The organism is Ligilactobacillus ruminis DSM 20403 = NBRC 102161, assembly GCF_900113455.1.
GTDB lineage: Bacteria > Bacillota > Bacilli > Lactobacillales > Lactobacillaceae > Ligilactobacillus > Ligilactobacillus ruminis.
The window spans coordinates 1-25,000 of sequence record NZ_FOPI01000030.1; the positions used below are offsets into that span (position 1 = coordinate 1).

A 25,000-nucleotide genomic window follows, 5' to 3' on the forward strand; every position below is an offset into this window, starting at 1 on the left:
TCATCCAATCGCTTGTCGGCCATTTAGGCCGCAGACCAAAGGCTGCGTTGAAGCATTGGCAAGAACGATGGGACGACTGAAGCCTTACGATGGAGAGTTCTGTACCATTAATGACCTGAATGATATCGTTAATCGATTAGCCAAACGCCTAAATCACGAGAAGTCACAAAGCAATAACCGGAAGCCGGTTGAATTATGGACAAAAGAAAAAGAGCATTTCCGGCCTCTCAATTACGATCTCACAAGATACTTCGACAGCGTCCAAACCAGAAAAGTATCGCAAGACTCAATGATTAGATTTCAAAACCATCAATACTCTGTCTCCCCTAATTATATCGGAAAAGAGGTTGAAATCAAACCGGATACTGATGGTAAATCTATTCGTATCTTCTATCAAGGATCTGAAATCAAGAAACACGATTTAACAAATAAACAGTTTAATTACGATCCTCGTGATAAACATGCCATTCTTAAAAGTGATTTGATGGAAGACAAAACGGATGAAGAAATCGATCAGTATATGCTTAATAATCTCAGCATTTATGATCAGATAGGGGAATAAAATGAATCAATATCAAAGACTAATCGACAATTTAACGAAGCTGAATTTAAATAATATGGCCGAATCAATTGCGGATTATCGGCAGCAAGTCAATGACAGTCAAATCAGCTTCAGCGAGGCACTATTAGAGTTAACGGATAAGGAGATTGCCTATCAGCGACAAGAAAGCTTAAAGCGAAGAATAAAGCGGGCTCGTTTCCCGATTGTCAAACGGCTCAGTGATTTTAATTATCAATTTCAGCCTTTGGTTAATCGGCAGCAAATCGACGAGTTTGCGACCATGTCATTTCTGGATAATTAAGGGAACATTATCTTTAATTGGCAGTCCTGGCGTGGGCAAAACACACCTGTCCATCGGAATTGGCATCGAAGCATGCCGGCAAGGCGTGCGAACATTATTCATAAACTGTCACGAATTAATTCTCAGATTGAAGTCAGCTCAAGAAAAGCAGCATCTGGAACGAGTAATGCGTCAATACGAAAGGTATGATCTGTTAATCATTGATGAACTTGGGTATTTGCCGATATCGGCGAATGAATCCAAGATGCTGTTTCAACTAATAAATGGCCGTTATGAACGCAAATCAACGATCATAACGACCAATGTTCCATTATCAAGTTGGGGAACCGTCCTTAATAGCACGGCAACCGCAGAAGCCATTTTAGACCGCCTTGTCTATCACTCACACGTGATTAAGATCAAGGGAAAGTCATACCGTTTAACATCGGTCAGTTCTTAAACCGCCCAAATCATACATTTTTAAACCGCCATAAAACGACAAATTAAATCCGCCCTTGACAAATTGCTTAATGAAAAAAGATACGCTGATTCAGCAGAACTTTCTCCAAAAAAGAACATTGTCATTTAGATATTTGAAATTTCTTTTTGCTTCATACCGTCAAGGTCAGTCGTCACTGACTAAAGTCACGGAATTTGCGGCTGATTAACAGTAAAAAATTATCTGAAAAACGCTCATTTAAAAAAAGAGCCTCGCCAAAGCGAGACTCTTTAGAATCAGCTGTTAAGGAAGCAAAATTACTTTTGGCTTTCTTCCAAGTTCTTCAAACCGTCGTTAAGAACTTTCTTCAATGTCTTAGCAGATTCAGTCATCTTTGTTTGTTCTTCTTCGTTCAAAGGAACTTCGATAACTTGCTTGATGCCGTCTGCGCAAACAACAGCTGGTGTACCAATGTATACGTCGTTGATGCCGTATTGGCCATCCATGTATGCAGAAACAGGAAGAACCGTATCTTCATCACGGAGAATAGCCTTGGAAATACGAGCCAAAGCAGCAGCAACACCGTAGAACGTTGCGCCCTTCTTGTTGATGATTTCGTAAGCCTTGTTACGAACGTCGTCTTCAATCTTGTCGAGCGTTTCCTTAGAAACGTCATGTTCCTTAGCCCAATCCAAGAATGGAAGTGAACCGATTGATGCTGAAGAGTATGCAGCAAATTCTGAATCACCGTGTTCACCCATGATATATGCGTGCATTGAACGAGGATCTTTGATGCCTGTCAAATCAGCCATAGCAACGCGAAGACGTGCCGTATCCAAGGATGTGCCTGAACCAAGAACGCGTTCCTTAGGGAAGCCTGAGAACTTCCATGTTGCGTATGTCAAGATATCAACAGGGTTTGCGGCAACCAGGAAGATGCCTTGGAAGCCTGAGTCAACAACTGGCTTAACGATTGTTGACAAGATACGAAGGTTCTTGTTTACAAGGTCAAGGCGTGTTTCGCCTGGCTTTTGAGGAGCACCGGCCGTGATAACAACCAAGTCGGCATCCTTGCAGTCTGAGTATTCTGCAGAATAGATCTTCTTAGGATATGTGTAACCCGTAGCATCGAGAAGATCCAATGCATCGCCTTCGGTACGTTCCTTGACAACGTCAATGATACCGAATTCTTCAGCGATACCTTGCAATGCCATTGCATATGCGTAACTAGAACCAACGGCGCCATCGCCGACTAACATAACTTTTTGATGATTTTGTGTTTTTGACACAGTAATACATCCTTTCCTTAAAAAGTAACTAAATTGATACATTCACATTATAACATGGATTTCAGTAAATTGGTGAATGTTTTCAAAGGGAAAGATTTTTTTTCATGCTATTTCTTCAAATTATGTTATACTTGATAAAAATAATTTTTATTTTTGATTTTTAAATGTTAGAAAATAATGTATCTTAACCGCATCGTTGAGCCTTTTTATAATTCGTCATCCGGAATTTGGGCAAAGTGTTGCGGCATATTTCGGTTTGAGATTGAAATGAAATCATTCAAAATTCAGACAGCGCTTACATTATTTTTCAAATTACTTGTTGAGAGGATAAAAAATGAAATTAATCGTTGGATTGGGCAATATCGGCAAAGAGTATGATGAAACAAGACACAATGCGGGCTTTATGACGATCGATCGTTTTGCCGAAAAGCACGCCTTTGAATTTAACAAGCAAAAATTTGACGCAATGATTGCTGACGGAATTATTAACGGCGAAAAGGTTATTTTGGCAAAACCAACGACATATATGAATGAGTCCGGCCGCTCCGTGCGACAGATCGTTGATTTTTACAAACTGGATCCGGAAGACGTCCTGATCGTGCATGATGACATGGATCTTGCAACAGGAAGACTTCGACTACGCCAAAAAGGTTCTGCCGGAGGACACAATGGCATCAAGAGCATTATTGCGCATCTGGGTACTGAAAAATTCAAGCGTCTTCGGATCGGAATCGATCATCCGGCAAAACAAAAGGTCGTTGATTGGGTTTTGACGCGTTTTTCTTCGGATCAGCGCACTGAATTTGACGTTGGAATGAACGAAGCCGTCGATGCGATTGATGACTGGCTTGAAAACGATGATTTCATGAAGACGATGAACAGATTCAACAAACGCTAAAGAGGAGGTATCCATGCAGCTTAATGAGCTACTGTCGAATACGGCCGAAATGACCGGATTCCATGATTCTTTAAAGGAAAAGGGACGCCATATGATAACCGGCGTGAGCGGCTCGGTGCGCACGCTTCTTTTGGCGGACCTTGAAGAAAAATTTCAAGTTCCGTTGATCGTCGTTTGCGATGATCTGTTTCATGCGCAATCGCTTGAAGAGGACTTGACAAACGTTTTTGCGGAAGAAGACGTTGATTTGTTTCCGGTTGAAGAAAACTTTGCTGCGGCAATTTCCGCAAGTTCGCCGGAATATAAGGCTCAGCGAGTCAAAACTTTGCAGAAAATGGCTGACGGGAGCTCAAAAATCGTCGTGACTTCCGTGTCAGGGATAAGACGCATGCTTTGTCCGAAGGATTTTTGGCTCAAGAGCACCATTAAGTTCAAGCTCGGCGAAGAGATCATTCCTGAAAAATTAAAACAAGAGCTTTGCACGATGGGGTACCGGGCGGTTAAAATGGTTGAAAGACCTGGAGATTTTGCCGTCAGAGGCTCGATTTTCGATATTTATGCGCTCAATTTGGAAAATCCAGTGCGCATCGATTTGTTTGATACGGAAATCGACTCTCTCAGACTTTTCGATTCAACGGATCAAAGAAGTCTGAAAAAAATCGATGAAGTCGAAATTTTGCCGGCAACGGATTTTATCGCATCAGACTCTATGCTTGAAAAAGGAGCCGCGGTGCTGCAAAAAAACGTCAAGGACTACTTGGCAAAACTCGACGATGAAGAAGATAAGAAACTGTTGGCGGATAATCTGAGGACGGTCGCCGACGATTGGCATCGCGGGATTTTGGAACCCGAACACGTTGTTTTTTCAGAAGAACTTTACGGGAAAAGCAAGACTTCGCTTTTTGACTACCTTTCAGAAAGCGGAATGATCGTTTTTGACGATTACAAACGCTTGAAAGAAAAAGATCACGAGCTTGAAAAAAGCGATGCGCAGTGGATCTTGGAAAAAATCGAAGAACGCAAGCTCTATGTCAAGGAAACGCTCGGTTTTAAAATTTCCGAACTCGAGAAAAAAGAGCAGCATGAAAGAATTTTCATGTCGCTCCTTCAAAAAGGAATGGGCCGTATGAGGTTTGTTTCCTTGACGGATATCAAATCGCGGAGCGTGCAGCAATTCTTCGGACAGCTGCCGCTTCTCAAGGTTGAAACGCTGCGCTATAAAAAAACGAATGAAACGGTCGTTTTTTTGATTTCTGAAACGGAGCGCGCAAAAAAGATGCTGCAGCTGCTTGATGATTTGGGAATCAAAGCAATTGAAACCAACAAAGACAGAATTGAACAAGGTGCTTTTCAAATTGTCAACGGAACCCTTCAAAAAGGTTTTGAATTGCCTTTAAGCCATCTGGTCGTGCTGACGGAAAATGAACTTTTCGCAAAAGTCAAAAAACGCCAGCCAAGACATCAGACCATGAGAAATACGGAGCGTCTGAAGAGTTATGCCGATTTGAAGCCCGGAGATTTTGTCGTGCATGTCAACCATGGCATTGGCCGCTTCATGGGGATGGAGACGCTTGAAGTTGCAGGAAGGCACCAAGACTACATGACGATCATTTATCGAGACGATGCGAAGCTTTTCATTCCCGTCTCTCAGCTTGACCGCATTCAAAAGTACGTTTCTTCAGAAGGCAAGGTGCCTAAAGTCAACAAGCTCGGAAGCAGCGAATGGGAGAAGACCAAGAGAAAAGTTGCGTCAAAGCTTGAAGACATTGCAGATGAGCTGGTTGAACTGTACTCCAGGCGCGAGTCTGAAAAAGGTCATGCATTTCCTAAAGACGACAGCTATCAAAAAGAGTTCGAAGATGCTTTTCCTTATACCGAGACACCGGACCAGTTAAGGAGCGCCAAGGAAATCAAGCTTGATATGGAAAAAGAAAAGCCGATGGATCGATTGCTGATCGGAGACGTTGGCTACGGTAAAACTGAAGTTGCGCTCAGAGCAGCGTTTAAAGCAGTTGAAGACGGCAAGCAGGTGGCTTTTATCGCACCAACGACGCTTTTGGTGCAGCAGCACTACGAAACGATGCTGTCGCGTTTTGAAGGATTTCCGGTTGAAATCGGCGTTTTGTCAAGATTCAGCACGCCAAGGCAAGTCAAAGAAACGCTTTTGAAACTGAAAAACGGTGAAATTGACATTATCGTCGGAACTCACAGGCTGCTTTCAAAGGACGTTAAATTTGCCGATTTAGGTTTGCTGATTATTGACGAAGAACAGCGTTTCGGGGTCAAACACAAGGAAAAACTCAAAGAACTCAAAACGTCGGTCGATGTTTTGACGCTGACGGCAACACCGATTCCAAGGACGCTCAACATGTCGATGCTTGGCGTCAGAGACCTGTCCGTAATTGAAACTGCACCGCTTAATCGCTATCCGATTCAAACATATGCGATGGAACAAAATTATGATGTCGTGGCAGCAGGAATCAGACGCGAAATGTCACGGGGCGGGCAAGTGTTTTATCTTCACAACCGGGTTCATGACATTGAAACGGTTGTCGAAACATTGAATACGATCGTTCCGGAAGCAAGAATCGCCTATGTTCACGGACAAATGTCGGAAACTCAGATGGAAAAAATATTGGCGGACTTTATTGCCGGCGAATACGATGTTCTGGTAACGACGACGATCATTGAAACAGGCGTCGACATTCCGAACGTCAACACTTTGTTCGTTGAAGATGCTGATCGGATGGGACTGGCACAGTTGTATCAGCTCAGAGGACGAGTTGGCCGTTCGAATCGGGTGGCATATGCATATTTCATGTATCAGCCTGATAAAGTTTTGACCGAGGACGGCGAAAAACGTTTGGAAGCCATTAAAGATTTCACGGAGCTCGGCTCTGGATTTAAAATTGCGATGAGAGATCTTTCGATTCGCGGGGCCGGCAACATGCTCGGAAAACAACAGCATGGCTTCATCGAATCCGTCGGGTATGACCTTTATACGAAAATGCTCAACGAAGCGGTGGCTAAAAAACGCGGCATCAAGCCGGAGCAAAAAACAGATTGCGAAATCAATCTAAATATTGAGGCATATGTTCCGACGGAATACATTGAAGATTCGAGACAAAAAATTGAAATCTATAAGCGAATTCATCAGCTTAACAGCTATGCCGAATATGAAGAAGTTCAGGCTGATCTGACTGATCGTTTTGGTGATTATCCTGACGAGTGCGCCAACCTGCTTGAAATCGGACTGCTGAAGTTTTATGCCGACCATGCGATGATCGAACGAATTACGCAATATGACAGAAAAATCGAAATTCTGCTGTCGAAGAAGGCGGCTGAAAAACTTGGCTTGAGAGAGCTAGTGGCAAGTTTGGACGATTGCGATCTGAAGTCGACGTTCGGTGAGAAAAACAATCAGACGCTGATTACGCTTCTTTGCGGTGATAAAACCAAAGAAACGCAGCTTTTGTACGAATTGCAACAGATTGCCAAAAAAATTGCCGAGTCATTGGGCAATTTTCCAAAGAAAGAGGAAATCAAAGCATAGATGAAAAATGAACAAATACAAAAGACGATGCGGGGAGCAGTCATTTTGTCCTGTGCAGGTCTTGCTGCCAAAATTTTAAGCGCGTTTTACCGAATCCCGTTTCAAAACATTGTCGGCAATACCGGCTTTTACGTCTATCAGCAGGTCTACCCGATTTATGGAATCGGAATGACGTTTGCTCTAAGCGGATTCCCGGTCTATATTTCAAAATTGATTGCTGAGCAGGAAAACGAGCTTCACAGACTGCAGCTGTCGCGCCAAATCTTTTTGGTGCTGGCTTGTTTTGGAATTTTCGTTTTTGCCTTTCTGCAGTTTTTTTCAAAACAGATTGCTTTTTTAATGGGAGATTCAGAACTTTTTTGGTTGATCAAAAGCATTTCCTGGATGTTTTTGTTCATGCCGATGCTGGCCGTTCCGAGAGGATATTATCAGGGAACCTTTAACATGATTCCTCCGGCTTTGTCGCAAGTAGCTGAACAATTCGTCAGAGTTTTGGTTATTATCGTTTGTGCAGCGATGTTTGTAAAATATGACTGGAATCTTTATTCCATGGGCGCAAATGCGATGCTCGGCTCGACCTTTGGTGCATTTTTTGCGATGATCTGCATGAGTTCTTTTTATTTTAAAAAGTTTTTCAAGGCCCGACAAGGCGATTTTCATGAAGACTACAGCGTTTTATTCAAGAAAATGTTTACGGAAGGCTTGGTATTATGTCTGTTTGCTGCAATGATGGTCTTGCTGCAGCTGGTTGATTCGTTTACCGTTATGAACGGTTTGAGATTATCCGGCATGAGTCTGTCAAAAGCTCAAAATCTTAAGGGAGCATATGACAGGGCGCAACCGCTCGTTCAACTCGGAATGGCGCTTGCGACCGGCTTTTCAGCATCGCTTCTGCCGGCTCTTTCAAGCGAATTGGCTGAAAAAAAGGTTGCCGAGTTCAAGGAAACGACAAAAATTATCTTGCGGATCAGCACGGTGATTGCTTTGGCAGCAACGGTCGGAATGATTTCGATCATGCCTGAACTGAATACTCTTCTGTTCGGGGATGCTTTTTTAAGTTCGACGATTTCCGCATACGTAGTCAGCATCGTGTTTATTGCTTTGATCAGTACCTACAATTCGATTTTGCAGAGCATGAATCTTTTCTCAAAGGCGGCATTTTCGCTTTTGTGCGGTATTTTTGTCAAGGCTTGCACGAACGTTTGGCTGATTGAACAATTCGGAATTATCGGGGCCAGCATTTCAACGGTGCTTGCGTTGGCCGTTTCGTTGGCATTGATCGTATTTTTCAAGCCAAAGAGCGTCGGCAGCGTCTTTACGGGTGATTCGTTCATGACAAAGCTTGGTGCGGCATGTCTTTTGATGGGCGGATCGGTCAAAACGCTGATGATTCTGTTTGAAAAATTCAGTGCAGGAACTCGATTTGATGCCGTTGTTGCGACAAGTGCAGGCATCGTCTTGGGGTGCTTCGTGTTTTTTTTGAGCAGCGTGGCGCTTGAATTGTTCGAAAAAGATGAGTGGCTTGCCTTCCCCAAGGGAAGGAAAATATATGAACTGATTCAAAAATTAAAGAAATGAGGAAATGAAATGAGATTAGATAAGTATTTGAAAGTATCACGCGTTATTAAAAGACGCAGTGTTGCCAAGGAAATTGCCGACAAAGGAAGGATTTCGATTAACGGCAAGATTGCCAAATCATCAACGGATGTCAGCGTTGGCGACGAATTGGTGATTAATTTCGGAAACAAGACGCTGACGATCAGAGTCAATGAACTGAAAGAAACGACTAAAAAAGATGAAGCAGAAGGAATGTATGAGGTTGTTTCCGAAGAATATAAGGAAGATTACAGGATGTAACCGTTTTTTGATGGATAAAAAAGCGTTTTTTTGATATAATCTACTCAAAATGCGGTTAGTGAGGCAGCGATATGAAAAGCAGAAAAGTGACTGTTTTAGATAACGAGTATTATCAAAAACAGATGGCAATTAAACAAAGGGACGAACGCAAAAGAAAAAAAGTACACAAGTATCGCCTTTTTAAAAGGACTTGTGCAGGCATTCTGGTTTTGTGTGCCGTTTTTTCGTCACTGGTGATCGGCCGCGGAATAGCTTACAAAAATCGGCTTGAAGCTCAAAAAGAGGTTGCGCAAGAGGCATTGAAAAATGCTCAACAGACTAATTCTTTTTTGAATTTTAAAATTAAGCAGCTGAACGATGAGGATTATGTTCAAAAATTGATCAGAAAAAAATATCTGTATTCAAAGAATAATGAGATTATTTTCAGTTTGCCAGAAGATAATTCTCAAACTGATCAGAATGACTAAAATGATGCTTTAATCATCGATAGTGTATAAATATAAGTAAAATCATGTTATACTAGGGACACAAGAATTTCTAGGAGGAAAAATTTTTTTATGTCAATTGAAGTTGGTTCAAAGGTTAGCGGCAAGATTTCAGGAATCACAAATTTTGGTGCTTTTGTTGATTTAGGAGACAAGAAAACCGGACTTGTACACATCAGCGAAGTTTCCGATGGTTTCGTCAAGGATATTCATGATGTTTTGACGGTTGGCGACACGGTTACCGTCAAGGTTCTTTCCGTTGGTGATGACGGAAAGATCAGCTTGTCGATTCGCAAGGCCCAGGACAAGCCAGAGGGAAACAAGAAGGACCATCATCGCAAATCAGAAGGCGACAGACATAATGACGGTCGCTCTCATGAACGCGGAAACGGTAATCGTCCGATGCAGAACAGAAAATTTCCACAGCAATCTCACCGCCAAGAACCTAAAAGAAAAGACTTCGATTCATTGCTTGCAGGATTTTTAAAGGAAAGCGACGAACGTTTGACATCTTTGAAACGCAATACGGAAGGCAAACGCGGCGGCCGCGGCGGCCGTCGCTCATAAAAACAGGAGGCTGGGAAAAAGTCCCGTTTCTTACTTGAATTAAATGAAGTACCGAACGAAGGCGGTCTGTTTTCGCTTGAATTCGTAAGGTGTTTTTTAATTTTGCGCGTATGAAAAATTATCTTTTTAAAAATGATCACCCAATTCAGTCAAAATTTCATCCAGATTTACGGACAAAGTGCTCTTTTTGGCAGATTTGTCCGTAAATTTTTGGCTATTATGATGAGGTTTTACGGACCAAAGGTTGTTTTTGACAATTTTGTCCGTAATCGCCATTTTTCGAGCAAGATAATTACGGACAAATCACCTATTTTCATCGATGTGGCCGTAAACGACAGTGATTTTGACAAATGCAGCGACTGATAAATCAGCGCGCCGGACTCTCAGTCAAATTTACCGCTGAACTATTTTCGGCTATTTCCATCATAGCAGGCAGTTGTCATGCATACGCAAAAAACCGGATCAGATTTGCAGTTGATTGCAAATTATCCGGGTTTTTAATTTGAAACAGAGTTTTTCACAGACTCCTTGATTGTCTTTTTAAGGTAGGTGATGATCATGAAAGACAAAACGGAAGTTGAGTTTCAGGCCGAATGGAAAAAAATGGGCGTTCCTGCAAATGAAACGGTGCTTGTTGCCGTTTCGACAGGGTGTGATTCAATGACTCTCTTGAGTCTCTTGCAAAGACTGCCTGAAAAAATGAGGCCGACCGTTCAAGTCGCTTACGTTGACCATCAGTTGCGTGAGCAGAGCAAAAAGGAAACTGACTTTATTACGAAGTATTGTCAAAAAAACGGGCTTGTCTTATTTAAGAACGTTTGGGAAAAAGAGTTTCACCCGAAAAAAGGCATCGAGGAATCAGCAAGAGAATTCAGATACCGCTTCTTCGAGAAAATCATGGAAGAAACAGGCATCGAATATTTGCTGACGGCTCATCATTCAAACGATCAGGCTGAAACGATTTTGATGAAAGCCGTCAGAGGCGGTGATCTGGAACAATTGGTCGGAATCAAGTCTGCAAGAACTTTTGGCGCCGGAAAGCTTTTGAGACCTTTGCTGCATTTTTCAAAGGAAACGCTGAAGGAGTACGCCGAAAGAAATCAGATCAAGTATTTTGAAGACGAAACGAATGCTCTCGATGACGTTTTGAGGAATCGTCTGCGACATCACGTCGTACCTTTTCTTGAAAAGGAAAATCGGCATTTTTTGACTCATGTTGAAGAATTAAGTCTTCAGCTGAAAGACTTGTTGGATTATTCCGATAAAAAGATTGTTGAGGATTGCTTGCTTTTAAAGGTTGAAGGCGGGTACAGCCTTGAAAAGTGGCTCAAGCAGGATGAATCACAGAAAAGACTGACTTTAAAGCATATTTTAAAGCAGGCGGGAAATTTTTCGCTCAAAAAACAAGAGCAATGCGTTAAAATGCTTGAAAACGATGCAAAGCCGCAAGGTAGCTTAGCGTTGGGAAATTCCTGCGCATTTTTCAGAACCTATGGGATTTTTGGAATCAAAAAAACCGAAAAGAACAATCAAGAAAGCGAGAATAAAATTTTTAAATTAGAACCGGGAAAATGGTATAGTTTAAATGAAAGAGAGAAAATCGGCATTTTCAGACGCGATAAAATCGATCTTTTGCCGGAAGATGATGTCCTTGAGATTGCATCTCCAAATGATTTGATGCTTCGTCACAGACATTGCGGAGACGTCTTGAAGACGAAAAACGGTTCGCAAAAAATTAAAAAAATTTTGATAGATAAAAAAATTGCTCTAGATGAAAGAAAAAAACTGTGGCTTGTCGTAAACGGCGAAAACCAAGCAATATGGGTTATTGGAGTCAAAAAATCCGATTTGTCACGAGGTTGTGTAAATGCTAAAATTCAATACATAGCAGTCTTTCGAAAATGAGAGTAGGAAAGAGGTTTGAATTTTCAAATGAATAATGATATCAAAGCTGTTTTGTACAGCAAGGAACAAATTGATGAAGTTGCACGAAATTTGGGTGAACGAATCACGAAAGATTTTGAAGGAAAAAATCCGCTTGTTATTTGCGTTTTAAAAGGAGCCGTTCTGTTTATGGCGGATATCGTTCGTCAAATCGACACTTATTGCGAACTTGATTTCATGGACGTCTCAAGCTACGGAAACAATACCGTTTCTTCAGGAGAAGTCAAAATCATCAAGGATCTGGACGTTTCCGTCAAGGGAAGAAACGTTTTGATAGTTGAAGACATCATTGACACGGGGCGGACTTTGGCAAGCCTTGTCGAATTGCTGAAGGGCAGGGATGCGGCTTCGGTTAAGATCTGCACGCTGCTTGATAAGCCCGACCGTCGCGTCAAGACGGTCAAACCGGATTACGTCGGATTTGAGGTTCCAAATGAGTTTGTCGTGGGCTATGGACTCGATTTTCAAGGGCATTATCGCAATCTTCCTTACGTTGGAATTTTAAAGCCTGAAATTTACGAAAATATTTAAAGCTTTTTTGGGTTAACAAAGGTCAAATATGATATTATGAGACTGTTACGATATCTGTTTATTTGGATATCCAACAGGATGAAGGAGGAAGTCGCTTGAAGAATAATAACAATAAAAATGGGCTTTTCCGCAACAGCCTTTTTTATATCGTAATCTTCCTTGGGATAATGGGGGCACTTTACTATGTGTTTGGAAATCATTCCAATTCCCAATCCCAGCAGATTCAGTCAAGTCAGTTTATTACTGAACTTAAGAAAGGCAACGTCAAGAGCTTTACGATGCAGCCGTCAGGCAGCACGTATAAAGTTACCGGTGTTTATAAAAAAGCTCAAAAATCTAAAGGAACCAGCGGCCTGGTTGGTTTCCCAAGCTCTGAATCAAAGGTTGATCACTTCTCAACGAACGTTTTGACGAATGATTCTTCCGTTGCTCAGATCAAAAAGTACGCAGAGAAAAACAACGTCAAGTACGGGGCAAAAGAAGAAGAGTCAAGCAGTATCTGGATTCAGTTGCTCATATATGTGGTCCCGCTTTTCTTCTTCATCATTTTCTTCTATATGATGATGGGACAAGCCGGTCAAGGCGGCGGCAACGGCCGCGTAATGAACTTTGGCAAGGCCAAGGCAAAACCGGTTGACAAAAAGAACAATAAAGTACGTTTTTCTGATGTTGCCGGTGCCGAAGAAGAAAAACAGGAATTGGTCGAAGTCGTTGAATTCTTGCGTGATCCGCATAAATTCTTGGCTTTGGGTGCGAAGATTCCGTCCGGTGTTTTGCTTGAAGGACCTCCCGGAACAGGTAAGACTTTGTTGGCCAAAGCCGTTGCGGGTGAAGCGGGCGTGCCGTTCTTTTCGATTTCAGGTTCTGACTTCGTTGAAATGTTTGTCGGTGTTGGTGCCAGTCGCGTTCGTGATCTTTTTGAAAATGCCAAGAAGAACGCCCCGTCAATCATTTTCATCGATGAAATCGATGCCGTTGGTCGTCGGCGCGGAAACGGCATGGGCGGCGGACATGATGAACGTGAACAGACTTTGAATCAGTTGCTGGTCGAAATGGACGGTTTTGAAGGCGACGAAGGCGTTATCGTCATGGCTGCCACGAACCGTTCTGATGTTTTGGATCCTGCTTTGCTTCGTCCCGGACGTTTTGATCGCAAGATTTTGGTTGGTCGTCCTGACGTTAAAGGGCGTGAAGCAATTCTCAAGGTGCATGCGAAGAACAAGCCTTTGGCCAAGGATGTCGATTTGAAAATCATTGCCAAGCAGACCCCTGGATTTGTCGGGGCCGACCTTGCCAACTTGCTGAATGAAGCAGCTTTGCTTGCCGCTCGTCGAAATAAAAAGGAAATCGATGCTTCCGATGTTGATGAAGCTGAAGATCGCGTTATTGCAGGACCTGCCAAACGTGATCGCGTTATCAGCAAAAAAGAACGCGAAACGGTTGCCTTCCACGAAGCCGGACATACGATTGTCGGCTTGGTGCTGAATGATGCGCGTGTCGTTCACAAAGTTACGATCGTTCCTCGCGGGCGTGCCGGCGGTTATGCAATCATGCTTCCAAAAGAAGATCAGATGCTTCTTTCAAAGAAGGATCTCAAAGAACAAATAGCAGGGCTCATGGGCGGTCGCGCAGCCGAAGAACTGATTTTCAATCAGCAATCTTCCGGTGCGTCAAACGACTTCCAGCAGGCAACGCAGCTTGCACGCTCAATGGTGACTGAATACGGAATGAGCGAAAAGCTTGGACCTGTTCAATATGAAGGGCAAAGCGGCATGTTCGCCGGAGATTATGTTCCGGGACAACAGCCGTTCTCAATCGATACTTCAAACGCCATCGATTCTGAAGTCAAAGCACTTTGTGAAGAGGGAATGGCAACTGCCAAGAAGATCATCGAAGAACACAAAGAACAGCATCGCATTATTGCGGAAGCTTTGCTTGAATATGAAACGCTTGATGAAAGACAAATCCTCAGTTTGTATAAGACGGGCAAGATGCCTGCGCAAGCGGAAGATGAATTTCCTTCTGAAAAAGCTGCAACTTTTGAAGAGGCTAAAGAAGCGCTCATCAGAAAAGATGCGGTCAAGCAAGAAGAAAGCCATCGTGATGAACTCAAAGACGAGTTCCCTTCAGAAGAAAACCTTAAGCAAGCTGATTCTGAAGATTCGAACAAATCTGAGAATGAAACGAATGAACCAAAGAATGACGATGATAAGGACGAATAGTCTGTTGAGTCTTTAAATGAAGAGGCTTGGAAAAAACTCTGCCTCAAATTGAAAAACCGGATGATTTGCAATCAGTTGCAAATCTGATCCGGTTTTTTCTTATGCATGACGATCGCCTTCCATGATGGAAATAACCAAAAAAAGTTTGGCGGTAAATTTTACTGAGATTTTGGATAAATTAGTTGAGCAGTACTGCATTTAATTTATTTCAAAAGGAAGCCGGGACTTTTTTTTCAGACTCTTTGTTATATGGATCGGTGGAAATCATGGTTAGAAACAGCAATGAGTGCTTATCTTGTTTTGAGGATAAGTTATATGTTAGAATAACTGATTGGATACATTGAAAGGAAGATACTGAATGTCTGATTATTTAGTTAAAAGCTTGGCTTGCGACGGTCATTTGCGCGCATATGCAATTGATGCGACAGAAACGATCAGAGAAGCTCAAAAGCGTCAGGATACATGGAGTGCCGCATCGGCAGCACTCGGCAGAAGCATGGTCGGAACGCTGCTTCTGGCAACGTCGTCACTTAAGGGTGATGAGAAGATGACCGTCAAAATCAATGGCAACGGCCCCGTTGGCGGAATCGTAATTGACGGAAATTCAAAGGGAACGGTCAAGGGCTACGTTCAAAACCCGCACGTCCATCTGCCGTTAAACGACAAAGGCAAAATTGACGTCAAAGGTGCCGTCGGAACGGAAGGTTTTTTGGCCGTTACGAAAGATTACGGCTTGAAGGAACCGTTCACTGGGCAGGTGCCGCTTGTTTCCGGCGAAATTGCCGAAGACTTCACTTATTATTTAGCGAAATCAGAACAGATTCCTTCATCAGTCGGATTGTCCGTTTTTGTAAATTCCGATAATACGATCGGAACGGCCGGCGGATTCATGATTCAAGTCATGCCAGGATGTCCTGATGAAATTTTGGACAAGCTTGAACATACGCTTCAAACGATCGCACCGATTTCGACAATGATGCAAAACGGATTGAAACCGGAAGACATTCTCAAGCGTCTGTTTGATGGGGATGAGCTTGAAATTCTTGAAAAAATGCCTGTTTCCTTTGAATGCGACTGTTCAAAGGAACGCTTTGCCGAAGCAATGGCAAGTCTTCCTAAAAAAGACATTGATGAAATGATTGAAAAAGATCATGATGCCACTGCAATTTGTCATTTTTGCTGCGATGAATATCATTTTACGGAAGATGAATTGCGCGAAATCGAAAAAGAAGCAAGAGAAAGCTGATGAGGTGAAAAAATGGAGTGGAAAATCGGTGACGTCACGATTCCTAATCAGGTCGTCGTGGCTCCAATGGCCGGAGTGACGAACGTTGCATTCAGGCTGATCTGCAAGGAGTTTGGCGCAGGTCTTGTTGTTTGTGAAATGATTTCTGACAAGGGAATCCACTTCAGGAACAAAAAAACGCTTGGGATGTTGTTTGTCGATCCGACGGAACATCCCGTCAGCGTTCAAATTTTTGGCGGAAGCAAAGAATCCTTGGTTGAAGCTGCTCAATTCGTGGCTGAAAATACAAGTGCCGATATTATTGACATCAACATGGGATGTCCGGTTCCAAAAGTTACGAAAACTGATGCCGGCTCAAGATGGCTGCTTGATCCGGACAAGGTTTATGAAATGGTGGATGCGGTAACGCACTCGATTGACAAACCCGTAACCGTTAAAATGAGAACCGGTTGGGACGAAGATCATATTTACGCAATTGAAAATGCCTTGGCAGCTCAAGAAGGCGGCGCCAAAGCATTAGCAATGCACGGCAGAACGAGAAAGCAATTATATTCAGGACATGCGGACTGGAACATTCTGCATGAGGTTGCCGACAAATTGACGATTCCTTTCATGGGAAACGGTGACGTCAGAACGCCTCAGGATGCAAAAAAAATGCTTGATGAGGTCGGATGCGACGCCGTCATGATCGGGCGCGCAGCATTGGGCAATCCCTGGATTTTAAAGCAGACCGTACATTATCTCGAAACGGGGGAACTTTCGGAAGAACCAACGCCGGATCAAAAAATCATCGTTGCAAAAGAACATTTGCACAGACTTGTTCTGGCCAAAGGCGAGAAAATGGGGCCAAAAGAATTTCGTTCCCAGGCGGCGTATTATTTAAAGGGCATCCCTCGTTCTGCAAGAGCTAAAGCAGCTTTGAACAGTGCAGATACTGAAAAAGAAATGCATGAAATTTTTGACGGCTTTTTGGCTGACTATCAGGCAAGGAACAGCAAGTAGCATAGCTTTGCAAGCAAAACATGTGATATAATTAAGAAAGTGTGAATAAAAGAAAGTGAGGACTAATAATGGCTAATGAACAAACCATGAACGATCAAATGCGCGTTCGTCGCGAAAAGATGCAAGAATTGCGCGACGCAGGCATTGATCCATTCGGCCATCGTTTTGAACGTGATTCCATGAACCAGGAACTTCATGAGAAGTATGGCGACATGGACAAGGAAGAATTGAACGACAAGGACATTATCGTAACGATTGCAGGGCGCATGGTTGCCAAACGCGGCAAAGGAAAAGTCGGTTTTGCAGATCTTCAGGATAAAACCGGCAGAATGCAGCTTTATATCCGCAAAGATGAAGTCGGAGAAGACATGTACCACATCTTTAAGCGTTCTGATCTCGGTGATTTCCTGGGAATTACAGGTCAGGTCATCAAGACTGACATGGGCGAACTGACCGTAAAGGTAACAAAGCTTACTTTCCTTTCGAAGGCGTTGCGTCCGCTTCCTGACAAATATCATGGTTTGCAAGACATTGAACAAATTTATCGTCAGCGCTATCTGGATTTGATTACGAATCGCGAAAGCTACAATCGTTTCGTTAATCGCAGTCGCATCGTGACGGCAATTCGTCGCTATCTTGACGGAAACGGATTCCTTGAAGTTGAAACGCCCGTCCTGCATACACAGGCCGGCGGTGCTTCTGCTCGTCCGTTCATCACTCACCACAATGCGCTCGATATTGAGCTTTATTTGCGCATCGCTCTTGAACTGCATTTGAAACGCCTGATCGTCGGCGGGATGGAACGCGTTTACGAAATCGGACGCGTTTTCCGCAATGAAGGCATCGATACGCATCACAACCCTGAATTTACCATGCTTGAAACATATGCTGCTTATTTCGACTTCAAGGACGTCATGGATGAAACCGAAGGAATCTTCAAGGCTGCCGCAAAGGTCGTTTCCGATAACAGCATCGTGACGTATCAAGGAACGGAAGTCAACTTTGACAAGCCGTTCAAGCGCGCGCATATGGTTGACCTGATCAAAGAATATACCGGTGTTGATTTCTGGAAGGAAATGACCGTTGAAGAAGCTCGCAAGATTGCGGACGAACATGGCGTTCATTACGAATCCTACTGGAAAGTCGGTCACATCATCAACGAATTCTTTGAAGAATTCTGTGAAGACAAGATCGTTGATCCGACGTTCGTTTATGGTCATCCTGTCGAAATTTCTCCGCTTGCCAAGAAGAATGCCGATGATCCGCGTTTCACGGATCGTTTCGAACTCTATATTCTTGGCGGCGAATATGCCAATGCTTTCACGGAATTGAACGATCCAATCGATCAGCGTCAGCGTTTTGAAGCCCAGGTCGAAGAGCGCAAGGCCGGAAACGATGAAGCAGAAGGCATCGATGAAGACTATATCGAGGCAATGGAATACGGCATGCCTCCGACAGGCGGTCTTGGCATCGGAATCGACCGTTTGGTCATGCTGTTGACAAATGCAGAGTCGATTCGCGACGTCTTGTTGTTCCCGACAATGAAGACCATCGGATGATGGAAATTGATTCCGAAGGTATGCTGATTTCAGCAGTGCACGAGGAAGACGGTCACGAAGGACGGAACTTTCTGATGGTAAATGACAGAATCCCAGCAGGTGCAAAGCTCTATTAAAATCAAATGTAAAATCTTTAAAACCATGATGTCAGGCCACAGTTGACAACAAAATTTGGGATAATAATGAATCGTTATGAAGCATGACGAATTTCAGGTGAAAGGCCACAGGTTTGAGAATGAAATCAAAATTGATTCACTGAATCAATGATTGATATGCATGACAACAAGAGCACTTCTTAGAGTTAATCTGAGAAGTGCTTTTTTTCGTACAAAAATATATCCCGGCAGTCAACTTCTGTAAAACAGTAAATCTAATTTTGGAGGAAAACATCATGGATAAAAATTATAAACCAATCAAAAGTATGAAAGAAGTACCGGAGCAGCTTAGAAAATTGCGCCGACAGTATCTGCGTTATCAACAGGCAGAGATTATTTACAGCATTTCTCATAAGAAACTTTTTGAACTCGCCAGTGATGCAGGTGTGATTTACAGAATAGATGGAACCGTATTGATCAACCGGGATATTTTTGACGCCTATCTGGAACGATTCCATGAACCAGCGACAGGAAAGGGTAAGGAGATAAAAGATGAGCGGTAATGTATGGATGTTTTCAGATGAAATTGATGATGAAGATCTGGAATTTATGAGTCATGACTACGTGACCTATAACATGGCGTGCGAATACTACAGACTGGGAATCAAACCCGTTGTCTGTATGGCACATGAAGCAGGGGCGGTATATAAAATCAGAAAAAAAGTGCTGATTCGAAGAAGTATATTTGAAGCATATTTGCGAGAGCAGAGAAAGATTTGATGGAGGAGAAGGACATGAGCAATCAGAGGAAAATACTACATGATGACAGGAATGGATTAGATTATGTGTTGATAGGAGATTATTACCTGCCAGTGCTATCATTACCGGAAGAAACCAGACCGATTGGGTACTGGGGAATGCTTCGGAAAGAATATCTGAAAAAACATAAATCGGGAATGTATTCTTATCTTTTGTTGACCGGAAAACTGGACAGCTATCTGGCAGATCTTAACGAACAGGCACAGGAACGGTATGAGCTGATTGAAGCACAAATGAGAAGTGTGGAAGGTGTAACAGAGGCATTAAAAGCACGAATCCTGCGGAGGAAGATCCGTATATCTCAGCAGCTATTGCTTTGCTGAAGGAATTGAAGACAGACAAAGCCAGAAAGGCTGCCCTTGAACATATCAAGCTGGTGGCGATGATGGAGGAATAGCGATCAAAGCGTAAAAGTGCATATTAAAGTGTTGACATGTAGAAAAAATAGTTTATAATATACATTAAAGATAATAATAAAGTGCAATAGATAATGTTAGAGTGTATAGAAAGAGAGTGTATATATGTATCTTAGAATAAAGGCGCAGCAGAGAACACTGGACAATTTACAAGTGATTACCAAAAATAACTATCCTGATCTACGAGTGACAAAGGGATATGTTCTTACTGCTTTATTGGAAGGATATAAGCAGTACGTTAATAACGAAGAAGTTCTTAAGAAAGCAATTAAAGAATCTGATGTCAAGCAGGAAGGATCAGGAACTCCCGTGAACTTTAATATAACTGCACAAGCCAATACAAATCTTGAATCTATGAAAAGAATAATAGATAAGATGACTGGAAGATCATTTTTTCCAGCTCAAATAATAGATATTCTTTTGATCTGTGCCCTTTCTATTGAATCTAAAGATTTCATGGAGACGGAAGATAGTATAGATTCTATTCGTCTTCAGATAATCAAAAAAATAGCAGATACAGATACGACGGATGTTATGACATTATACAAAATAAGGAAGGTACTTAATGAATCTTTTGAAAGGGGATGCAACATGATGAAGTATAAAGTTTTAGAACACAACGTAAATCAGGCAACAAATAAAGATGGAAAAAATTCTCTGCCAGCTGTAATTGTCACAGAGATTCACGAAGAAAAGCCTGATCTCGGCTCATTGCCAGAGTTTGCTTTTTGCAAAAATTATATGCAATTCTTCGACGACGCATTTGGCGATGAATACGATTATTATCCAAAGGAACCCACAGCCAACACTGATAATAAGCAAAACGAATTACTTTTATTTTGGAAGAAAGAAAAGTTTGAAGCAGTTTTAGATAGTGCCCAGACTACAGAAGTGACATGGGAAAATAACATGCCTAACTTTACCAGTGTGATTTTAAAGGAGAAAGATACGGAGAAAGAATTTCTATTCTGCGGGTTAAGAATCACAATGGCAAGATGCATTGATAACAATGCAAGTAAAGCAGAGCAACAGAAGCAATACAAACAGCAGGCTGCTTTGCGTAGAGAACAGATGGAGTATGTACTTTCTGTCACTGATAAATGTGAGCATGTCCTTATTGTAGGCGATTTTAATAATTACAGAAGAGGTGTAGATCTTGAAGAATGGAATGTTGGATGTATAAACTGTGGTAAGCAGGATTACACTGTGTATACACCTAACGGACAGAGTATTTATAAAGAGGATGCAATGAGCGATGACTACGAATTCCCGGAAGATCATATCGTAAGTAGAGGTATAGAAGTCTCAAATTACCGCTATGACAGAAAATTTATCAAATGGGACACATCGGGTATTTATAAAAAAGCTGGAACGGATTTTTCTGATTGGTCTTACCTTCATGGATATCCGGATCATGCAACACTCATTGCCGAATTTGAATTATCTTGAGTTTTGTGAGGAAGGCGGTTATGGACATGAATAAGAATGAAGCTTGCAGAAAGTTTAAAGAGTATCTGAATTCATACAACATCAAGTATCAGTAGGATATTGATGAAGAAACAGTGAGACTAACTATGAGATATGAAGGAATGGAGAACGCTCCTGAACGGGCTGTAGAATCCTGCATCTGGTTTTATGATGGTAGTGCAGAAGCAAGGGTTTATTATACGAAGTCAGCATCTAAGATCATAAAGGGTAGTGAACAGATGGAGATCTATGAGCTATTGAACTATATCAATGCAACGTTCTTTCCGCGTACCGGAGATGGAGTCGGGCAGGGGCTATATGATTCACAGTATCTGTATTTGGGAAGATTATATAAAACAGAAGATGGTTATGACGATCTCACATATACAATGGTTATCCCGTATGACTTTTATGAACTTACGCCTATCGAAACAGCAGACTTTCTGACAATAGTTTGCCCGGACTATCTTAATAGGTTAAGCATCGGGATATTTGGTCTACTGCTTGGAAAAATCTCTCTTGAGGAAGCGAAGAAAAACATAGAAACACAGTTTTCAGAGTAAAAAGGCGTTTCCTAGAACATCGGTTGTAGAAATGCAACCGGTGTTTTTTTATGCTCAAAAGTCGCAGATTGCTTACCTAAAGTCAGCGGATATGCTGACGTTGATACAACTGATGCCTATGTTCAGCATATAGCTGTCTGCAACTGTATTTCATGCCCTGTCGGGAATCATCTGCATTACAGCAATCTTAGGCTATGGATTCGGACAGGAAACAGGCACAGAAGCAGGCAAAATGCTTTTGGCAGGTTTTATACTTTATATCCTGTCCGTACTTTCTGGCTGGGCGGTGATATGTCCGGAAACAATCAAAATCAGATTAATGGGAGATTAAAAAGATGGAATTAACGGAAAATATGGAAGAGTTCCTGAATGATCTGATCGGAAAAAGAATGGAACAGGTTTATCAGGAAAAAGATGGAGAGCAGTATGATCCATTCAATGAAGAACTGGAACTGAAAGTGCAAAAGGTAATTCGGAAGTTATCGCCAAAACAGGGAAAAGTTGTTTTTGACTATATGACAGAAATCTCAAATAAATGTAGTGATCTGAATGAGTTCTATATGCAATATTTTTGGAAAAGTTACAGTCTAAGATGTTTTTATTTGAAAATGTAAGAGGTCTATTATCGCATGATAAAGGAAAGACATACAAAACCATATGGAATTAAATTACCAGATGGATCAGTAGTTCACCGAGTATATGTAGAAATGAAAAATAAGCACAATACGATGAACTCAGCAGCAGCTGGAAAAACGTTTATAAAAATGCAGAGCCAGTGATTAAAAGATGATGACTGTGCATGTTTTTTTAGTTGAGGCAATTGCAAAAAAATCTCAGAACATTAAATGGGAAACTTCAGTGGACAATCAGAAAGTGGGACATATGCTGATTCGTCGTGTGAGTATGGATAAATTTTACGCATTGGTAACTGGACAGGACGATGCTTTCTATCAGATATGCATGCCCTTACCAGAAGTAATCCAAGTTGAAACGGAAGGAGAAAATCTTGTTCCGCATGATACAGTTATTGATGAATTGCGTGAAATTGCAAAAGAGAGTTCTATTGAAGGTACTGATCTTACTTTTGCGATGGCTATTTATATACTGGGCTTTTCTTCATATGCAGGTTTCAATTCGATGTTGACACCGGAAATGGTAAAATAGATGCAGACGAGCGACAGAATTTCAACATATGTAAAAATGATTCTGAAAAACAGCTATGGAACTGACAATAAATAAGGGAGTGAACCGTTATTAGTACAAATAAATTACCGGATGTATTTATATCATATGCCGCTGATGTTTTGGCCGATACTACACAAGGATTGAATCGAGCTGAATTGGTTAAACAATGCAATAAATATGCAATTAAATATGGGGTAGATATTCCGATAGCTACAACAGATTGGGGAGATTTTGGGAAAAAAGTAAAAAATAAAAGAACTGCTATGTACCAAAATTTATCTTCATTTTCAGGAGAACAACAATTCTCCATTATAAAAGAGATAGCGGAACTTCCGTTTTTTGCAAATAATCCAGAAGCAAAAGAATTACATAAATTTTTGCTAGAAAGATACAGTTCATATTCAGATATCGTAACAGAGGATAAAAAGATGGAACAAAGATATACCGTGGATGCCAGTTGTCCAACTGTGTTTATATCATATTCATGGGATGGTGATGAGCATAAAAGATGGGTAAAAGATTTTGCTGATCAATTATTATCTGATGGGATAAATGTTGTAGTTGATCAATATGATTTATCATTAGGTGATCGTTTACCACAATTTATGGAACAATCTATTACGGATGCAGATTATGTTTTGATTATCTGTACACCATTGTATAAGGAAAAAGCTGATAAAAGAACTGGTGGTGTAGGGTATGAGGGGCATATAATTTCTGATGAATTATTCAATCATCATAACGAAAGAAAGTTTATTCCTGTATTAAGAAGAGGTACTTTTGAGACGGCATTGCCTAAATTTTGTGCAGGAAAATTGAGTATTGACTTGTCAGAAACACCATTTTCTCAAGAACAATATCATGACTTGCTGACTACTATCTTTGGAAAAAAGAAGAAGCCGGCTATTGGGAAAAAACCATCTACAGTAGGGAATTTTCAAAAAAATTTAGATCAGGAAGAAGCAATTCATATCTTAGGTATAATTACAAATGAAGTGACTATTCCGAAAATGGACGGAAGCCGAGGAAGTGCTTTGTATTCAGTTCCATTTCAATTATCAAAAACACCTAGTGGATTATGGGGACAAATATTTGTCGCAATATGGAACAGTCCACCTAGATTTACCACTATGCATAGACCAGGGATTGCTTCAGTTATAGGATCAAAAATTATTTTAAACGGAACAACAATTGATGAAGTGAAAAATTACCATAGAGATACTTTGCTATTGTGTGTTGAGGAAGCAAATAAAAAAGAACAAGAAATTAAAGAAAGAGAAAATCGTTTGAAAGAGCAAGAGGAAAAACCTAAACAACAGCATTTTCAACATGTATCTGATCTTGCAGACGAAATAAATTTTTAATGATTAACCCAAAGAGCATTAATCGTAAAAAGTTAATGCTTCTTTTTTTGACTTTTTTCAAAAAGCATCTGACATTGTACACCCTGCCACATGTGGTTAGTGGAAAAATAAATTCTTTTAGACAAGCACCGTCCAAATACCATTTGAAACTTGCAATTAGTGAAGAAATATTTCGTTTACGCATAAAAAACTTGCAAAAAGGGGGTGGTAAATACCATTTCCAACGCTTTATAGGTAGAGGAATAGTTATTTTTCAAAAATTCCCAAAATCATGTCCGATTTTGTCACCCCCAATACAGAGTATAAGTCAAGTCCTAATTTGTGTGTAAAATATTTTTCCCAGGCACAAGTTGTGCAGGGGATGCGAATGCATCCATGTCTGTCCACTATCACTCTTGAAGGAGCTGTCAAGGGTGCGCCATCTGCGCACCTCGAAGAGGTTCCCTTGACAGCTTCGGAAAGAGTGATACACCTTACGCAGCTCTTAGTTTTTGTTGTTCCTCTGCCAATTCTTTTAGTTCAGCAACCGTCTTAGACTTGATCATTTTTGCGTAGGTTGCCGGACTGAATATGGCTTTCTTGGAGCTAACGACATCGTTTCTTTCCAACAGAACGGAACCCATCAGCCGCATCAGCGAGTTCTCGTTTGGGAAGATT

Annotated in this window: 22 protein-coding genes and 3 pseudogenes; 23 read left to right on the forward strand and 2 right to left on the reverse strand. The window is 41.5% G+C overall.

Annotated elements, in window-relative coordinates:
- Both BMZ95_RS08520 and istB read left to right on the forward strand, forming a co-directional pair.
- A partial coding sequence (locus BMZ95_RS08520) for a Mu transposase domain-containing protein (RefSeq protein WP_404802669.1) occupies positions 1-562 on the forward strand: 562 nt, incomplete at its 5' end.
- Position 563: 1 nt separating this feature from the next.
- Positions 564-1,302, forward strand: a pseudogene (istB, locus tag BMZ95_RS08525) (IS21-like element helper ATPase IstB).
- Positions 1,303-1,598: 296 nt separating this feature from the next.
- On the opposite strand, the gene BMZ95_RS08530 reads toward istB, so the two are convergent.
- Entirely contained in the window at positions 1,599-2,570 is a 972-nt protein-coding gene (locus BMZ95_RS08530) for an L-lactate dehydrogenase (RefSeq protein WP_014072913.1), read from the reverse strand.
- Positions 2,571-2,904: 334 nt separating this feature from the next.
- Here BMZ95_RS08530 and pth point away from each other — a divergent pair, with 334 nt between their 5' ends.
- The 21 genes and pseudogenes from pth to BMZ95_RS08640 all read left to right on the forward strand — a co-directional run bounded on the left by pth (position 2,905) and on the right by BMZ95_RS08640 (position 24,343).
- Positions 2,905-3,468, forward strand: a complete 564-nt coding sequence (pth, locus tag BMZ95_RS08535) for an aminoacyl-tRNA hydrolase (RefSeq protein ID WP_014072914.1) — start codon at positions 2,905-2,907, stop codon at positions 3,466-3,468.
- Positions 3,469-3,481: 13 nt separating this feature from the next.
- The gene (gene mfd / locus BMZ95_RS08540) at positions 3,482-7,021 is read left to right on the forward strand and encodes a transcription-repair coupling factor (protein ID WP_046921982.1); all 3,540 of its coding nucleotides are present in this window, start codon (positions 3,482-3,484) and stop codon (positions 7,019-7,021) included.
- Complete coding sequence (locus BMZ95_RS08545) at positions 7,022-8,599, forward strand: putative polysaccharide biosynthesis protein (RefSeq protein ID WP_046921981.1); 1,578 nt, start codon at positions 7,022-7,024, stop codon at positions 8,597-8,599.
- A gap of 9 nt (positions 8,600-8,608) precedes the next feature.
- The gene (locus BMZ95_RS08550) at positions 8,609-8,878 is read left to right on the forward strand and encodes an RNA-binding S4 domain-containing protein (RefSeq protein WP_014072917.1); all 270 of its coding nucleotides are present in this window, start codon (positions 8,609-8,611) and stop codon (positions 8,876-8,878) included.
- Positions 8,879-8,949: 71 nt separating this feature from the next.
- The gene (locus BMZ95_RS08555; RefSeq protein WP_014072918.1) at positions 8,950-9,345 is read left to right on the forward strand and encodes an FtsB family cell division protein; all 396 of its coding nucleotides are present in this window, start codon (positions 8,950-8,952) and stop codon (positions 9,343-9,345) included.
- 90 nt (positions 9,346-9,435) lie between these two features.
- Entirely contained in the window at positions 9,436-9,930 is a 495-nt protein-coding gene (locus BMZ95_RS08560; RefSeq protein ID WP_003692907.1) for a S1 domain-containing RNA-binding protein, read from the forward strand.
- 558 nt (positions 9,931-10,488) lie between these two features.
- Positions 10,489-11,835, forward strand: coding sequence for a tRNA lysidine(34) synthetase TilS (tilS, locus tag BMZ95_RS08565; RefSeq protein WP_225354912.1), 1,347 nt, complete (start codon positions 10,489-10,491; stop codon positions 11,833-11,835).
- A 27-nt stretch (positions 11,836-11,862) separates the two neighbouring features.
- Positions 11,863-12,405 carry a hypoxanthine phosphoribosyltransferase gene (gene hpt, locus BMZ95_RS08570; protein WP_014072922.1) on the forward strand — a complete coding sequence of 181 codons (543 nt, stop codon included), beginning with the start codon at positions 11,863-11,865 and terminating at the stop codon, positions 12,403-12,405.
- A gap of 95 nt (positions 12,406-12,500) precedes the next feature.
- Positions 12,501-14,627 carry an ATP-dependent zinc metalloprotease FtsH gene (gene ftsH / locus BMZ95_RS08575; RefSeq protein ID WP_046921979.1) on the forward strand — a complete coding sequence of 709 codons (2,127 nt, stop codon included), beginning with the start codon at positions 12,501-12,503 and terminating at the stop codon, positions 14,625-14,627.
- 358 nt (positions 14,628-14,985) lie between these two features.
- Positions 14,986-15,873: an Hsp33 family molecular chaperone HslO gene (hslO, locus tag BMZ95_RS08580; RefSeq protein WP_046921978.1), complete on the forward strand. Its 888-nt coding sequence runs from the start codon at positions 14,986-14,988 to the stop codon at positions 15,871-15,873.
- A gap of 12 nt (positions 15,874-15,885) precedes the next feature.
- Positions 15,886-16,875, forward strand: a complete 990-nt coding sequence (gene dusB, locus BMZ95_RS08585) for a tRNA dihydrouridine synthase DusB (protein ID WP_046921977.1) — start codon at positions 15,886-15,888, stop codon at positions 16,873-16,875.
- A 68-nt stretch (positions 16,876-16,943) separates the two neighbouring features.
- On the forward strand, positions 16,944-18,434 hold the full coding sequence (lysS, locus tag BMZ95_RS08590) for a lysine--tRNA ligase (RefSeq protein ID WP_046921976.1): 1,491 nt from the start codon (positions 16,944-16,946) through the stop codon (positions 18,432-18,434).
- Positions 18,435-18,825: 391 nt separating this feature from the next.
- Positions 18,826-19,092 carry a DUF6462 family protein gene (locus BMZ95_RS08600; protein ID WP_014072929.1) on the forward strand — a complete coding sequence of 89 codons (267 nt, stop codon included), beginning with the start codon at positions 18,826-18,828 and terminating at the stop codon, positions 19,090-19,092.
- On the forward strand, positions 19,082-19,309 hold the full coding sequence (locus BMZ95_RS08605) for a DUF6462 family protein (RefSeq protein ID WP_014072930.1): 228 nt from the start codon (positions 19,082-19,084) through the stop codon (positions 19,307-19,309). Before BMZ95_RS08600 ends, BMZ95_RS08605 begins: the two co-directional genes overlap by 11 nt.
- 14 nt (positions 19,310-19,323) lie before the next feature.
- Positions 19,324-19,671 carry a TnpV protein gene (locus BMZ95_RS08610; RefSeq protein ID WP_035172174.1) on the forward strand — a complete coding sequence of 116 codons (348 nt, stop codon included), beginning with the start codon at positions 19,324-19,326 and terminating at the stop codon, positions 19,669-19,671.
- 198 nt (positions 19,672-19,869) lie between these two features.
- Complete coding sequence (locus BMZ95_RS08615) at positions 19,870-21,213, forward strand: exonuclease/endonuclease/phosphatase family protein (protein WP_014072931.1); 1,344 nt, start codon at positions 19,870-19,872, stop codon at positions 21,211-21,213.
- A gap of 125 nt (positions 21,214-21,338) precedes the next feature.
- The gene (locus BMZ95_RS08620) at positions 21,339-21,794 is read left to right on the forward strand and encodes a hypothetical protein (protein ID WP_014072932.1); all 456 of its coding nucleotides are present in this window, start codon (positions 21,339-21,341) and stop codon (positions 21,792-21,794) included.
- A 559-nt stretch (positions 21,795-22,353) separates the two neighbouring features.
- Positions 22,354-22,458 (forward strand): annotated as a pseudogene (locus tag BMZ95_RS11525) (DNA cytosine methyltransferase); the annotation flags it as partial.
- Positions 22,459-22,501: 43 nt separating this feature from the next.
- A complete protein-coding gene (locus BMZ95_RS11730; RefSeq protein WP_455768902.1) occupies positions 22,502-22,573 on the forward strand; it encodes an Eco47II family restriction endonuclease in 72 nt (23 codons plus the stop codon).
- Positions 22,574-22,580: 7 nt separating this feature from the next.
- A complete protein-coding gene (locus BMZ95_RS08635) occupies positions 22,581-22,958 on the forward strand; it encodes an Eco47II family restriction endonuclease (RefSeq protein WP_455768901.1) in 378 nt (125 codons plus the stop codon).
- A 140-nt stretch (positions 22,959-23,098) separates the two neighbouring features.
- Complete coding sequence (locus tag BMZ95_RS08640; RefSeq protein WP_080876943.1) at positions 23,099-24,343, forward strand: toll/interleukin-1 receptor domain-containing protein; 1,245 nt, start codon at positions 23,099-23,101, stop codon at positions 24,341-24,343.
- 473 nt (positions 24,344-24,816) lie between these two features.
- On the opposite strand, the pseudogene BMZ95_RS08645 reads toward BMZ95_RS08640, so the two are convergent.
- Positions 24,817-25,000: pseudogene (locus tag BMZ95_RS08645) on the reverse strand (IS256 family transposase); the annotation flags it as partial.

Excerpts from the sequence above, each read along its gene's own strand:
- BMZ95_RS08620 (WP_014072932.1), top strand. The coding sequence starts at position 21,339 with ATGAGATATGAAGGAATGGAGAACGCTCCTGAACGGGCTGTAGAATCC.
- BMZ95_RS08635 (WP_455768901.1), top strand. The coding sequence starts at position 22,581 with ATGATGACTGTGCATGTTTTTTTAGTTGAGGCAATTGCAAAAAAATCT.
- lysS (WP_046921976.1), top strand. The coding sequence starts at position 16,944 with ATGGCTAATGAACAAACCATGAACGATCAAATGCGCGTTCGTCGCGAA.
- BMZ95_RS08555 (WP_014072918.1), top strand. The coding sequence starts at position 8,950 with ATGAAAAGCAGAAAAGTGACTGTTTTAGATAACGAGTATTATCAAAAA.
- hslO (WP_046921978.1), top strand. The coding sequence starts at position 14,986 with ATGTCTGATTATTTAGTTAAAAGCTTGGCTTGCGACGGTCATTTGCGC.
- BMZ95_RS08605 (WP_014072930.1), top strand. The coding sequence starts at position 19,082 with ATGAGCGGTAATGTATGGATGTTTTCAGATGAAATTGATGATGAAGAT.
- hpt (WP_014072922.1), top strand. The coding sequence starts at position 11,863 with ATGAATAATGATATCAAAGCTGTTTTGTACAGCAAGGAACAAATTGAT.
- dusB (WP_046921977.1), top strand. The coding sequence starts at position 15,886 with ATGGAGTGGAAAATCGGTGACGTCACGATTCCTAATCAGGTCGTCGTG.
- mfd (WP_046921982.1), top strand. The coding sequence starts at position 3,482 with ATGCAGCTTAATGAGCTACTGTCGAATACGGCCGAAATGACCGGATTC.
- BMZ95_RS08550 (WP_014072917.1), top strand. The coding sequence starts at position 8,609 with ATGAGATTAGATAAGTATTTGAAAGTATCACGCGTTATTAAAAGACGC.
- BMZ95_RS08610 (WP_035172174.1), top strand. The coding sequence starts at position 19,324 with ATGAGCAATCAGAGGAAAATACTACATGATGACAGGAATGGATTAGAT.
- tilS (WP_225354912.1), top strand. The coding sequence starts at position 10,489 with ATGAAAGACAAAACGGAAGTTGAGTTTCAGGCCGAATGGAAAAAAATG.
- pth (WP_014072914.1), top strand. The coding sequence starts at position 2,905 with ATGAAATTAATCGTTGGATTGGGCAATATCGGCAAAGAGTATGATGAA.
- BMZ95_RS08615 (WP_014072931.1), top strand. The coding sequence starts at position 19,870 with ATGTATCTTAGAATAAAGGCGCAGCAGAGAACACTGGACAATTTACAA.
- BMZ95_RS08600 (WP_014072929.1), top strand. The coding sequence starts at position 18,826 with ATGGATAAAAATTATAAACCAATCAAAAGTATGAAAGAAGTACCGGAG.
- BMZ95_RS08560 (WP_003692907.1), top strand. The coding sequence starts at position 9,436 with ATGTCAATTGAAGTTGGTTCAAAGGTTAGCGGCAAGATTTCAGGAATC.
- BMZ95_RS08545 (WP_046921981.1), top strand. The coding sequence starts at position 7,022 with ATGAAAAATGAACAAATACAAAAGACGATGCGGGGAGCAGTCATTTTG.